This is a genomic window from Shewanella sp. Iso12, from assembly GCF_012030025.1.
GTDB lineage: Bacteria > Pseudomonadota > Gammaproteobacteria > Enterobacterales > Shewanellaceae > Shewanella > Shewanella algae.
Genome location: NZ_JAAUHW010000008.1, coordinates 126,051 through 139,108, shown reverse-complemented (window position 1 = coordinate 139,108; position 13,058 = coordinate 126,051). Strand labels below are relative to the sequence as shown.

At 55.9% G+C, this 13,058-nt stretch carries 9 protein-coding genes; 4 read left to right on the top strand and 5 right to left on the bottom strand.

Features of this window, described 5'->3' with window-relative positions:
• Positions 1–28 precede the first annotated feature (28 nt).
• Positions 29–1,195 carry an AAA family ATPase gene (locus HCX89_RS14470; RefSeq protein WP_096140965.1) on the top strand — a complete coding sequence of 389 codons (1,167 nt, stop codon included), beginning with the start codon at positions 29–31 and terminating at the stop codon, positions 1,193–1,195.
• Positions 1,196–1,231: 36 nt separating this feature from the next.
• Here the strand turns inward: HCX89_RS14470 and HCX89_RS22890 are convergent, their stop codons facing one another.
• Together HCX89_RS22890 and HCX89_RS22885 are read right to left on the bottom strand one after the other, a co-directional pair.
• Positions 1,232–1,498 (bottom strand): hypothetical protein, encoded by a 267-nt coding sequence (locus HCX89_RS22890; RefSeq protein ID WP_243756795.1) that lies wholly within the window; start codon positions 1,496–1,498, stop codon positions 1,232–1,234.
• Positions 1,499–1,771, bottom strand: a complete 273-nt coding sequence (locus tag HCX89_RS22885) for a hypothetical protein (RefSeq protein ID WP_243756796.1) — start codon at positions 1,769–1,771, stop codon at positions 1,499–1,501.
• Positions 1,772–1,907: 136 nt separating this feature from the next.
• Between HCX89_RS22885 and HCX89_RS14460 the strand changes: the two genes are divergently transcribed.
• Entirely contained in the window at positions 1,908–2,837 is a 930-nt protein-coding gene (locus HCX89_RS14460; RefSeq protein ID WP_025888702.1) for a sensor domain-containing diguanylate cyclase, read from the top strand.
• Positions 2,838–2,914: 77 nt separating this feature from the next.
• On the opposite strand, the gene lysS is transcribed toward HCX89_RS14460, so the two are convergent.
• Positions 2,915–4,417: a lysine--tRNA ligase gene (gene lysS / locus HCX89_RS14455; protein ID WP_025008954.1), complete on the bottom strand. Its 1,503-nt coding sequence runs from the start codon at positions 4,415–4,417 to the stop codon at positions 2,915–2,917.
• A gap of 17 nt (positions 4,418–4,434) precedes the next feature.
• Positions 4,435–5,533 (bottom strand): peptide chain release factor 2 gene (prfB, locus tag HCX89_RS14450; RefSeq protein ID WP_162173410.1). Its coding sequence is split into 2 segments (ribosomal slippage): positions 4,435–5,457 and positions 5,459–5,533, totalling 1,098 coding nucleotides; the frame shifts between segments, so codons are not numbered across the junction.
• Positions 5,534–5,805: 272 nt separating this feature from the next.
• Here prfB and HCX89_RS14445 point away from each other — a divergent pair.
• Together HCX89_RS14445 and fdhF are read left to right on the top strand one after the other, a co-directional pair.
• A complete protein-coding gene (locus tag HCX89_RS14445; protein ID WP_167716521.1) occupies positions 5,806–6,780 on the top strand; it encodes an ion channel in 975 nt (324 codons plus the stop codon).
• 187 nt (positions 6,781–6,967) lie between these two features.
• Positions 6,968–11,221, top strand: coding sequence for a formate dehydrogenase subunit alpha (fdhF, locus tag HCX89_RS14440; RefSeq protein ID WP_167716519.1), 4,254 nt, complete (start codon positions 6,968–6,970; stop codon positions 11,219–11,221).
• A gap of 87 nt (positions 11,222–11,308) precedes the next feature.
• Here fdhF and HCX89_RS14435 read toward each other — a convergent pair whose 3' ends face one another.
• On the bottom strand, positions 11,309–12,973 hold the full coding sequence (locus tag HCX89_RS14435; RefSeq protein ID WP_044735949.1) for a methyl-accepting chemotaxis protein: 1,665 nt from the start codon (positions 12,971–12,973) through the stop codon (positions 11,309–11,311).
• Between the last annotated feature and the right edge of the window lie 85 nt (positions 12,974–13,058).

Below are 13,058 nucleotides of genomic sequence, written 5' to 3'. Positions count from 1 at the left end.
GCACAAGCTATTTATCCGCGAGGTCCTTATGCTGAGTTGTCTGGCGATAGAAAATTACCGCTCGTTACGTGAAGTGGTGTTGCCGCTGGAGCGCCTGAACCTGGTGACAGGCAGCAACGGGAGTGGCAAGTCCAATCTCTACAAGGCGTTGAGACTGCTGGCGCAAACGGCTGATGGGGGCGTGGTCAAGGCATTGGCAAAAGAAGGCGGCCTGGAGTCCAGTTTCTGGGCCGGTCCGGAAAAGTTCAGTCGCGATATGTTGGCAGGTACGGCCAACATAGAAGGAACCGTGCGCCACCAGAGCAAACGCCTTAAATTGGGTTTTGCCGCCGATGACTTCAGCTATCTCATCGAACTTGGACTCCCCAAACCTGACTCTACGACGCTATTTGGCCTGGATCCCCAAATCAAACGCGAAGCCATCTGGTGCGGCTCCCTCTATCGGCCTGCCTCTGTGTTGGTTGAGCGCCGCGGTGCCCTGGTGAAAAGACGCGGGGAGCATGGCTGGCAACTACTGGACAACCATCTCCATCTCGGCGACAGCATGCTCAGCCAACTGGCCGATCCTGAACGCAGCCCAGAGATCCTCACCCTCAGGGATAGAATTCGAGCCTGGCGTTTCTACGATCATTTCCGCAGCGATCAACAAGCACCGGCCCGTCGAGCGCAGCTGGCGACCCTGACCCCAGTGCTGCACCATGATGGTCGCGATCTGGTATCGGCGATTCAAACTATTTTCGAGATAGGTGATGCCGACGCCTTCCATCATGCGATCAAAGATGCCTTTCCCGGTGCCACTATCAGCATAGTGGCCACGGGGGCCGGCATGCTGCAACTGGCATTTCACCAACAAGGCCTGCTAAGACCCCTGTCGCTGAGTGAATTGTCCGACGGTACTCTAAGGTACTTACTGTTGGTGGCTGCTTTACTGACTCCCAGACCGCCGGAGTTAATGGTGCTTAACGAGCCCGAAACCAGCCTGCATCCCGATCTCTTGCCCGCGCTGGCGCGTTTAATCATCAAGGCCTCTTCTGTGTGTCAGCTCTGGATAGTGTCACACGCCGCAAGATTAATCCATGCGCTGGAAACCCAGGGAGACTGCAACACATTGCAGCTGGATAAACAGCTGGGGGCCACTTGTGTCCAGGGGCAAGATTTGCTCTCGACTCCGCCGTGGCGCTGGCACAATAACTAGCCCGCGATTGCGGGCTAAGGTGAGTGACTCGAATCCTTACTTCCTGGCACCGACCGGGATCATTATGTGGGCATAGGGCGTGCCCTTCCACATCACATAGGGCCCACCTTGAGCCGGGTCAGTCGGCAAACTGTCGAGCATGGCAGGATCCGGCAGCAGAATCATCAGGTGCGGCCCTTCGACTATCCATTGATTATCCGCGGTTTCCATTTCGGCATAAGGGTCGATATTGCTGGCCCCACCATCACCGGCCAGCATGTAGGAAATACCTATCGCTTTGGCTTGAAATGGTTTTTTCTCCATCTAGGCGTGTGCCCATTCCATCCAGGGACCATCCATACACATGGGAGCCGTTCCCTTGAGCTGTGGCGGAGTTGGAAAGCAGGTGTAGCTGCCATCACCTTGTTGCAGCACATTCTTGTTCCAATCAACAACGGTAACACTGGCACGTATGGTGGGCGGAGCGGCATTCAGGGCGTCATCCAACATAATCTGCTGTGCTTCAGTGAGTGCGGCATGGGTGGCACTGGCGAAGGAAGACAGGGTCAAAGTCAAAATTAGAGCTGAAGTTTTCATCAAATCAGCCTCCAGGTTGAACTCGGATACAACAACACCGAGATCTCCAGTATAGTTTCTGCAGAAAAAATCGATTTTGCCCCGTAAATTCAATATATTGGACTAAGATAAAACCAAAACCCCATGAGGAGACAAAATGTTTTCTCTGTCCCAGACCTTATCTATCTTCGCCGCTTTACCGGATCCGGTATTTATTCTGACCCGCAGTGGCCGCTATGCCGCGGTACTGGGAGGTTCCGACAGTCGCTACTATCACGACGGCACAACCTTGATAGGGCAATACATCTCCCAGGTCATCCAGCAGCCCAAGTGCGAATGGTTTCTGAGCCAGATTGCGCAAGCCTTGCTGAGCCGCCGTCTCTGGGTGGTGGAATACAGTCTTGGCGGCAACGACGTCAAGGGACTCACAGAGCAAGGTCCCGCAGAGCCCATCTGGTTTGAAGGTCGGGTACAGGCGCTGGATTTTCAAATAGAGGGTGAAGATGCCGTGGTCTGGGTCGCCAGCAATATTACCCGCCGCCATCAATTGGAGCAGGAGCTCAGGGAAAGATGCGAGCGCGATCCGCTCACTCAGCTCTACAACCGCCGTAAGTTGCTCAAACTGCTGACAGAAAACCTAACCCTGTTTCAGCGTTACCGAACCCCGACCAGCATATTGATCTTCGATCTCGATAATCTCAAGAAACTCAACGACAGCTCTGGCCATCTGATGGGCGACAAGGCGATAGTTACTCTGGGAGAGGTCTGCCTGGCCAGCCTCAGAGCTCAGGATATCGCCTCCCGTTACGGCGGCGATGAATTTGTCATTCTTATGCCCCACACTGCTGCCGAGCAGGCATTACCCATAGCCGAGCGCCTACGAAGCGAGTGTGCCCGGCGCCTCAGAGCCTTGGGGATTGCCGCTGAATGCGCCAGTATCAGCGGCGGCCTCAGCGAGTTTCAATGCAGTGATACCAGTATAGATGCCGTGGTTTCCAGGGCCGATGGCGCCCTTTACCAAGCCAAAGCACAGGGCCGCAACCGGATTGTGCTGGCCAAGGGGCCAAAGTGCACTGAATCGCCCTAAAAAATACGGACAAACAAAAAGCCGGCACTTGGCCGACTTCTTCATTGCATAGACTCGTCTAATTCGAGCGACTGAACTTAAGCCTGTGGGCGCATGGCCGGGAACAGGATCACATCACGAATGGTGTGAGTGTTGGTAAACAACATCACCAGACGGTCGATACCTATGCCCTGACCGGCTGTCGGTGGCAGGCCGTGCTCCAGCGCCGTAATATAGTCGGCATCATAGAACATGGCTTCATCGTCACCGGCATCCTTGGCTTCAACCTGAGCCTTGAAGCGGTTGTCCTGATCTTCGGCGTCATTGAGCTCGCTGAAGCCGTTGGCCACTTCACGACCACCGATGAAGAACTCGAAGCGGTCGGTGATGAAGTCGTTGTCATCGTTGCGACGGGCCAGTGGCGAGATGTCCGCTGGGTAGCCGGTGATGAAGGTAGGCTGCATCAGTTTAGGCTCGGCGGTTTCACCGAAGATCTCTTCCAGCAGTTGACCACAGGTCCAGAAAGATTCGATTTCCAACCCTACATCCTTGGCCAGCTTACGCATAAACTCAAGATCCTTGACCTCTTCATAGGTCATGGCCTGAATAGTGGCGTTGTCTGGGTTGTAGTGCTGAATCGCTTCCAACATGCTCATGCGGGCGTAAGGGCCGCCGAAATCGATGCTGTGCTCACCGTAAGGCAGCTTGGTGTCACCCAGCAGATCCTGAGCGATGGAAGACAGCATCTCTTCGGTAAGATCCATCAGATCGCGGTAATCTGCATAGGCCATATAGAATTCCATCATGGTGAATTCAGGGTTATGGCGTGGCGACAGACCTTCGTTACGGAAGTTACGGTTGATTTCGAACACTCGCTCAAAACCACCGACAACCAGACGCTTGAGGTACAGCTCAGGCGCAATACGCAGATACATGTCGATATCCAGCGCATTGTGGTGAGTGATAAACGGACGCGCGGAAGCACCACCCGGGATGACATGCATCATAGGGGTTTCCACTTCCATAAACTCTTTTTTCACCATGAAGTTACGTATGGCGGCAACCACTTTGGAGCGCATGACGAAGGCATCACGGGAATCCTGGTTGACGATTAGGTCAACATAACGCTGACGGTAACGGGTTTCCTGATCGGTCAAACCGTGGAACTTCTCAGGCAGTGGGCGCAGCGCCTTGGTCAGCAACTGATACTCTTCCATATTAACGTACAGGTCGCCCTTACCGGACAGGTGCAGAGTGCCTTTTACACCAACTATGTCGCCGATATCCAGGCCCTGATAGCGTTCTTTCAGATCAGCCTGTACTTCTTTGCCGGCATAGGCCTGAATGCGGCCGGATACGTCCTGCAGAACCAGGAAGGGGCCGCGTTTGGCCATGATCCGACCGGCAATGGCGGTCTTGAAGCCCAGAGACTCGAGCTCTTCTTTGCTCTTATCGGCGAACTGCGCCTGCAGCTCGGCAGCCTTGTGGCTGCGACGGAAAGTGTTAGGGTGACCATTGGCCGGGCAGCCCTGGCGTACATGTTCCAGCTTGGCGCGACGTTCCGCGATCAGCTTGTTCTCATCCAATACTTGTTCAGTCATTTTCCGCTTCTTCTCTGTTACAGCCCGGACTTCAGGCTGGCTTCAATAAATCTGTCCAGATCACCGTCCAACACGGCCTGGGTATTACGGGTTTCCACCCCGGTGCGCAGATCCTTGATGCGGGAATCATCCAGCACGTAGGAGCGGATCTGACTGCCCCAGCCGATATCCGACTTGGCATCTTCCGCCGCCTGCTTCTCGGCGTTCTGCTTTTGCATCTCCAACTCAAACAGCTTGGCTTTCAGCTGTTTCATTGCCGTGTCTTTGTTCTTGTGCTGTGAACGGTCGTTCTGGCACTGCACCACGGTATTGGTCGGAAGGTGGGTAATACGCACCGCAGATTCGGTTCTGTTAACGTGCTGACCACCGGCACCCGAGGCGCGGTACACGTCGATACGCAGATCGGCCGGATTGATGTCGATCTCGATGGAGTCGTCAATCTCAGGGTAAACAAACACAGAACAGAATGAAGTATGGCGACGGCCACCCGAGTCAAAGGGCGACTTACGTACCAGACGATGCACGCCGGTTTCGGTTCTCAGCCAGCCATAGGCATATTCACCGCTGAACTTGATGGTGGCACTCTTGATACCGGCCACATCGCCGTCTGAGACTTCGATAAGTTCAGGGTTGAAGTCATGTTCTTCACCCCAGCGCAGATACATGCGCAGCACCATGTTGGCCCAGTCCTGTGCTTCGGTACCGCCGGAACCGGACTGAATGTCCAGATAGCAGTCGGAAGCGTCCTGTGGACCCGAGAACATACGGCGGAATTCCAGCTCTTCCAGGCGCTTTTCCAGATCGCCCAGTTCACTGTTGGCATCATTGAAGGTTTCTTCATCTTCCTCTTCAATGGCCAGCTCCAGCAGCCCCTCGACATCTTCGAGGCCCGCATCCATATCGTCTATGGTCTTAACCACAACTTCCAGCGCCGAGCGCTCTTTACCCAGGGCCTGAGCACGCTCTGGCTCATTCCATACTTCGGAGCTTTCCAGCTCGCGGCTTACTTCTTCCAGACGCTCTTTCTTGGCGTCATAGTCAAAGATACCCCCTAAGGAGCATTGTGCGGTCGGCAAGCTCCTTGATTTTGTTTTTTACCGGATTGACTTCAAACATGCGATTTCAACTTTCTTTGGTGTTAAGGACGTATGCAAACGAGGGATTTTAACCCAAGCAGCCGCTGAAACCTATGCCACTGCGGGCAGAAGCTTGTTTTTTTTTCGTCGGCGCCGTATTCCGCGTCTGTTCCGATAAAGCATCTGACACACTCTAGCCAATTCCGCGGTGAAAAAACTGTGACAAAAAATCAAATATGCCAACTCAATCAGTAAATAAACCAGACGAGCATGCCGATCAGCAGCTTTCAATGACAGGCTATACTTGCAACCATGGAGCAGAAAAATTGCTGTTATCAGGAAGACGAGGGCTTTTGCTGTGAGGAACCGGCCGGTGAGTCAGGCCTCTGTTACTGGCACGACCCGAGAATCGTCAAAAACCACCCCGAAGACAGGGCCAGGCTCGAAGCCTTCGCCCGCGGCGGCATGCTCAGAGGCATCTGCCTCAAGGGTGCTGAACTGGCCGGTATCGATCTGGTAAAACATCACTCCAAAACCGGCTATGACATGAGCTATGCCGAGCTGTATCGGGCCAACCTTCAAGGCGCCCACATGTTCAATCTGACTCTGGATAACGCCAGCCTGATGAAGGCCGACCTGCGTGACGCCAACCTGCACTGCGCCAAGCTCAACAACTGCAATCTGCTGGGAGCCAAATGGAATGGTGCCCGTATCGAGAATATCTACACTGGCAAGCTATTGCGTCAGGAACGCATGGCGCTGCAGGCAGAAAGAGTCGGTGAACGTGAAATCGCCCACGACTACTTTGAACAGGCCGAAGAGATCTACCGGGATCTGCGCAAGGCGGCCGAGCGTGAAGGCCTGTTTGCCATGGCCGGCCTCTACATTCGCCGCGAGCTCACCATGCGGCGCCATCTGCTACCCAAATGGAGCGGCAGAAGGATGTTATCCAAGTTGATTGATCTCTTCTGCGGTTATGGCGAAGACCCGCTCAGGGTGGTGATTTTCTCGCTGGCTTTGGTGTTTGTCTGTGCCTTCATCTACTGTTTTACCGGCGTCAGTTATGATGGCCGAATCCATCAGTTTGCCCCGGGCCGCGCCATCACAGACTATCTGTCACTGTTCGGCAACTGCCTGTATTACTCAGTGGTAACCTTCACAACCCTGGGATACGGCGACTTCACCCCTGTGGGTTTTTCCCGCGCCGTGGCCGCCATTGAAGCCTTCACCGGCAGTTTCACCATAGCCCTGTTTGTGGTGGTGTTTGTCAAGAAGATGACCCGCTGAGCCAGATCACACTGGCTAAAATCCATTTTTCAGATGAGTGCACAGAGTCGATAGGCTTTGTGAATTCCCCGGCAAAAGCCTGCTCCAGCTCAATGAAGCAAACCCCGCGATCGATATACTGCATGGTTATCAGCTTAATTAGTCCCTACTTCACCGCCATCAAGGTGAGCAAATAACAAGGCTGCCCATGTTTGAGATCTATATCGACGGCCAGGCCGTCAGCGCCTTTGAGGGCGAGACCCTGTTGCAGGCGGCCCAGCGGGCCGGCATCGACATTCCTTGTCTGTGTCACCATACAGACCCCGGTTCGGCTACCACAGAAGGCGCCGATGAACACCTGTGCCAACTGACCCGGCTCGACCAGATAATGGCCGACACAGACAGGCCACTGCTGGCCTGCTCGACTCCGGCAATTGCCGGAATGCAGCTCAAGAATCATACCCAGGCAGTGCACAGCCATAGGCAGCAGACGCTGAAACGGATATTGAAAGATCACTTCGCCGATTGCGAAGCCCCCTGCCAGCAAGCCTGCCCGGCGGGCGTCGATGTACAGTCTTATCTGTATCACATAGGTCAGGGCAACCATACAGAAGCAGTGCGCATCCTCAAGCAGACCCTGCCTCTGCCTCTGTCTATCGGTCGGGTCTGCCCGGCATTTTGTGAAAGCGCCTGTCGCCGCGCCCTGATCGATGAGCCACTGGCGATACGTCAGCTCAAGCGCCACGCCGCCGATCTGGACTTGGCCGATACCGAGCCCTATCAGCCGCCCAAGGCCGACCCCAGCGGCAAGAAGGTGGCCATAATCGGCGCAGGTCCCGCCGGGCTCAGCGCCGGGTTTTTCCTCGCCAATCAGGGCCATGACGTGGACATCTTTGAGGCCGCTCCCAAGGCCGGTGGCTGGCTAAGATACGGCATTCCCGAGTATCGCCTGCCCAAGGCGATACTCGATAGAGAGATAGCTCTGCTGGAGCGAAACGGCATCCGCATTCACACCAACACAACCATAGGCGAACAAATACTGCTGCCGAAACTGGCCAAGGAGTATCATGCCCTCTGTCTGGCGATGGGCGCGCAAAAGGCCGTACCACTGGACTATCCCGGCAGCGACCTGCCCGGCTGCTATCTCGGGGTCGACTACCTTAAAGATCTGGCAATGGACCACCAACTGGTCACGGGCAAGAAAGTAGCCGTTGTCGGCGGCGGCAATACCGCCATCGATTGCGCCCGCAGCGCCAGACGCCTAGGCGCCGAGGTGACACTGATCTACCGGCGCACCAAAGAGGAGATGCCGGCCGAAGCCTTTGAAATTCATGAAGCTGAACAGGAAGGGATCCACTTCCTGCTGCTGACCAATCCTGTGGCCAACCATGCCGGCAGTGACGGCCGTCTTGCACGAGTCACGCTGGAAAAAATGTCCTTGGGCGCACCGGATGCCTCCGGCCGCCGCCGGCCTCAGCCCAGCGGCGAAACCTTCGACTGCGAGTTTGATACCCTGATCGCCGCCGTATCCCAATCACCGGATCTGGCCTTTCTGCAGCAGCCTGAAAACCGTCTGCTGCAAGGCTCTCCGGCGCTCAGCCGCTGGAATACGATCAACGGCTGCGACATCAGCATGAGCACTGGGCTGGAAAAACTGTTTGTTATCGGAGATGTGCGCCGCGGACCCGCCACTGCGGTGGAAGCGGTCGCCGATGGTCGCCGCGCCGCCGAGGCCATAAACGCCCTGTTCAATCAGGGGCTCAGTTGCCCACTGACGCCGGTGGCGTTCAATGCCAGCAAGGCGATAGGGCTCAAGTCCCAACAGGATTTACCCAAAGATCTTTTCCCTTCACAGGTGAAAAGTGCCAGGGTCAAGATGCCGGAGTTACCTGTGGCCGAGCGCCTGAGTAACTTTGCCGAAGTAGAGCTGGGACTGACGCCGCAAATGGCCGAAGCCGAGGCCAAACGCTGCCTCGAATGTGGCTGTCAGGCCAATATGGACTGTCGCCTGCGAGACTACGCCAGTGAATACAAGGTCAGCAGCCAGGGCTTGCTAGAGCAGGATGCCAGTGGCGAATCGGCACTGCAGGCCAGACACTTTGCCCAAGACTTGAGTGCGCCCTTTATCCGTTTCGATGCCAACCGCTGCATCAGCTGCGGTGCCTGCGTTGACATCTGCCACCGCCGCAGTGGCCACAAGGCCATCAGCTTTGAGGCCAACCAATTCTCGGCGCTGCCGGGAGGCAGTAGCGAACGCCGGGCGCCCAGAGCCGGTTTCAGCGTTTCCATGGCCGACAGCGATTGTGTTCAGTGCGGCAACTGCCTGCAGGTATGCCCGACCGGCGCCCTGGTCGATGCCCGCCACAAGACCCAAGGACAAGCCCCAGACACCAAGGTGACCAGCACCATCTGCACCTATTGCGGCGTCGGTTGTCGCATCCGCTTCAAGGTAGACACCACCCAGAATCGTATCCTTGCGGCCGAGGGCGATGTGCGCTCACCTGTGAACCAGGGCATGCTCTGCGTCAAGGGCCGCTTCGGCTTTGACTTTATCAACAGTGAAGAGCGCCTTACCCAGCCGCTGGTTCGCCGTAACGGCAAATTGGAACCCTGTAGCTGGCAAACGGCCATCAGCTATATTGCCGCCCACTGGCAAGAACAATTGGAACAGTTTGGTCCGAGTTCATTCGGCGCCCTGGCATCCGCCAAGGCCACCAATGAAGAGAACTTCCTGCTGCAGAAGCTGTTCAGGGCCGTTATTGGCAGCAACAGTGTGGATCACTGCGCCCGTCTGTGCCACGCCTCCACAGTGACCGGGCTCTACGATGCTCTCGGCAGCGGCGCCATGACCAATGATATTCCCGGCATAGAGGATTCAGATCTCATCTTTATCCTGGGCTCGGATACCGACTGCGCCCACCCCATCATAGCCTCGAGGATCAAGTCGGTCGTCAGCCGCGGCAAGGCAAGGCTCCTGGTCGCCGATCCCAAGCGGGTCAGCATAGCCGACAGTGCCGAGCTGTTTGTGCGTCATCGCCCCGGCACAGATGTGATGCTGCTCAACGCCATCATGCAGCAGATACTGCTCAACGACTGGCATGACAAGGCCTATATCCGCAGCCGCACCACAGGCTTTGAGGCCTTGCGCGAAGAGCTGTTGCGGCCGGATTACAGCCTGGAGCAGGCCGCCAGGGTGACAGGCGTCAGCTGCAGCGAAATCGCGGCCATGGCCGAGATGCTGGGCACCGCCAAAAAGACCGCCCTTTACTACGCCATGGGGATCACCCAGCACACCACAGGCCATGACAATGTCACCGCCATTGCCAACTTGCAGCTATTGCTGGGTAACCTCGGGCTCGACGGCGCGGGGATCAACCCTTTGCGCGGCCAGAGCAATGTCCAGGGTGCCTGTGATATGGGCGCCCTGCCCAACTATTTCAGCGGCTATCAACGTCTGGATGACGATGCTGCGCGGCTGAAACTGGCGCGGGCCTGGGGCACTGACAAGCTGAGCCCTGAGACAGGCATTCCGGCCTCTCATATGATGCAGGCGATTTTGGATGGCCGGCTGCAGAGCCTGTTTGTGATGGGCGAAAACCCGGTACTGAGCGACCCTGACCAGGCACATGTGCTCAAGGCGCTGAAAAAGCTGCCATTTTTGGTGGTGCAGGATATCTTTCTCACCGAAACTGCCGAAATGGCCGATGTGGTATTGCCGGCAGCGGCCTTTGCCGAAAAGCGCGGCCACTTCACCAATACCGAGCGCCGGGTTCAACGACTGGAAGTCGCCTTGCAATCGCCAGGTAGTGCCCGTCCGGACTGGCAGATACTGCAGCTGCTGGCCAATGCCATGGGCGCCGACTGGCACTATAGCGATGAACAGGCAATTTGGCAGGAAGTCACGGCCCTGACCCCCAGCTACGCCGGGATCAGTTGGCACAGAACCACGGATAATCCGGCCGGGTTGCAGTGGCCTTGCCCAGATGAGCAACATCCGGGTACCCGGGTATTGCACCGCAACAGTTTCACTCACGGCAAAGGGCGACTGCAGCCGGTCAATTATCGTTTACCGGCTGAGCTGCCGGACGATGACTATCCCTTGATGCTGTCGACCGGACGCCTGCTGGAGCAGTTCCACACCGGCACCATGACTCGTAAAACCGCCGGGCTGGACGAACTCGGCTCCCCCAGAGTGATGATCTCGGTTGAGGATGCCGAACGTTTGGGCGTCGGCAAGGGCGACTGGCTCAAACTGGAAAGCCGCCGTGGTGAGATATTCATTCAGGCCTTTGTCAGCCGCCGGGCTCAGCCTGGGGTGCTGTTCCTGCCATTCCATTTCGTGGAGGCGGCGGCCAACAAACTAACTATCAATGCGCTGGATCCCGTGGCCCATATTCCTGAGTTCAAGGTGTGTGCCGTCAAGGCGGAGCGCGCCGAGGCGCCTTTGGCTTCCGAAACCTAAACTGAGTTCCATAAAAAACGGCGCCTGATTGGCGCCGTTTTATTTTTCTTTAGTTGCTCATTCCTGCAACTGAGCTCTCAAGCAAGATTAGACTCTGAACTGATTGACCAACTTGCCGAGGTTATCACCACTGTGGGACACAGTCTGACTGACCCTTGCCGCATCTTCGCTGGAATGCAGCAGCTCGGCAACTATCTCCTGAATGGCGTAGATATTCCGGTTAATCTCCTCAGTCACCGAACTCTGCTCTGTGGCGGCGGTGGCGATTTGGGTACTCATATCATTGATGGAGGTGACTGAGCTGGTCACAGCTCCCAGGCTTTCGGAGATAAGCTTTGACGACTCGACACTGCGGTGGCAACTCTGCTGACTCTCTTCCATGGCACTCACCGCCTGACTCACCAGACGATGCAGCTCGCTGAGCATCTCGTTGATCTCCAAAGTGCTGGCCTGAGTACGACTCGCCAGACTACGCACTTCATCGGCCACCACGGCAAAACCTCGGCCCTGCTCACCGGCGCGAGCCGCTTCAATGGCAGCATTCAATGCCAACAGGTTGGTCTGCTCGGCGATGCCGCCGATGACAGACAGCACGCTGTTGATCCGCTGTGATTGCTCGCTGAGCGACTGAATATGGTTGGCGGCGCTGTTGATTTCCGCCATCAGGGTCGAGATCTCAGTCAGCGAGGTATCGACGCACTCCTGGGCCTTGGCCACTTCGTCGGTAGCAACATGAGTCGCCTCCGCTACCTGGGTGGTGTTCATCGCCACTTCCTGAGCGGTGGAAGACATCTCGGTAATGGCGGTCACCACCTGATCGGTTTCATTGTTGTGGTTCACCAATTGGGATGCTATCGCCTGGGTCTGGGAATGGATGGAACCGGCGGCATCCTGCACTTCATGGGTGGCCGTGGTGACATCGCGGATGATGTGCTGCAGTTTTTCGACAAAGCGATTGAACGCCAGCCCCAACTGGGCAATTTCATCTTCACCGCGCACCTGCAGGCGCTTGGTCAGGTCCCCTTCCCCCTGAGCGATATCGTTGAGGTTATCCAGCATATTGCGGATAGGGATTATCATCCGCTGAGCAGTAAAGAGAATGGCAAACACGGTAACCAGAGTCAGCACCAGCGACATCAACAGCACCCCTATGGTCTTGGCCTGCATCTCCTCGGTGGCGGTTTGTCGATAAGCGGCAACGGCCGCCTCTATGTCATCCACATAAACACCTGTGCCTACCAGCCAGTCTTTCCCCGGGACCCGGATGGCATAGGCTATCTTTTCCACCAGGCCCGTCACTCCGGGTTTGGCATGGAAGTAGTTGATAAAGCCTTTACCACTTCTGGCGGCATCGATAAGACCGCGCACAATTTGTGTGCCATTGGGGTCTGTCATGCCGCTTTGATCTGTGCCTTCCTGCTCAGGCTTAACCGCATGAAATACACTGATCCCATTGAAATCATAAATGAAGAAGTATCCGGCACTGCCAAACCTCTGTTGCCGCAACGCCGCGTTGACATCACCTCTGTCTCCCAGACCGAGTTGATAGTTGATGTTTTCCAAAGCCAGCCCTGTCGCATCCTTGAGTTGCTGTTTTCGTTCATCGACCAACTTTTGTTTGAATAAAGCGATCGAATTTTCCAGTGATTGATGTTCGGCACGATAGGAATACCCCATCACCAATATCAAAGTCAGAATTAAAGGTAGTAAAGCCAGCAGCAAGAATTTGCTTCTCAAGCTCAGAGCAGACAAGGACATAACTTCCCCCCAGTAGCTGTCAGACACTCTTTACTGAGTATAGTCCCGCGCCCCAACATGCAATATCAATATGATTACA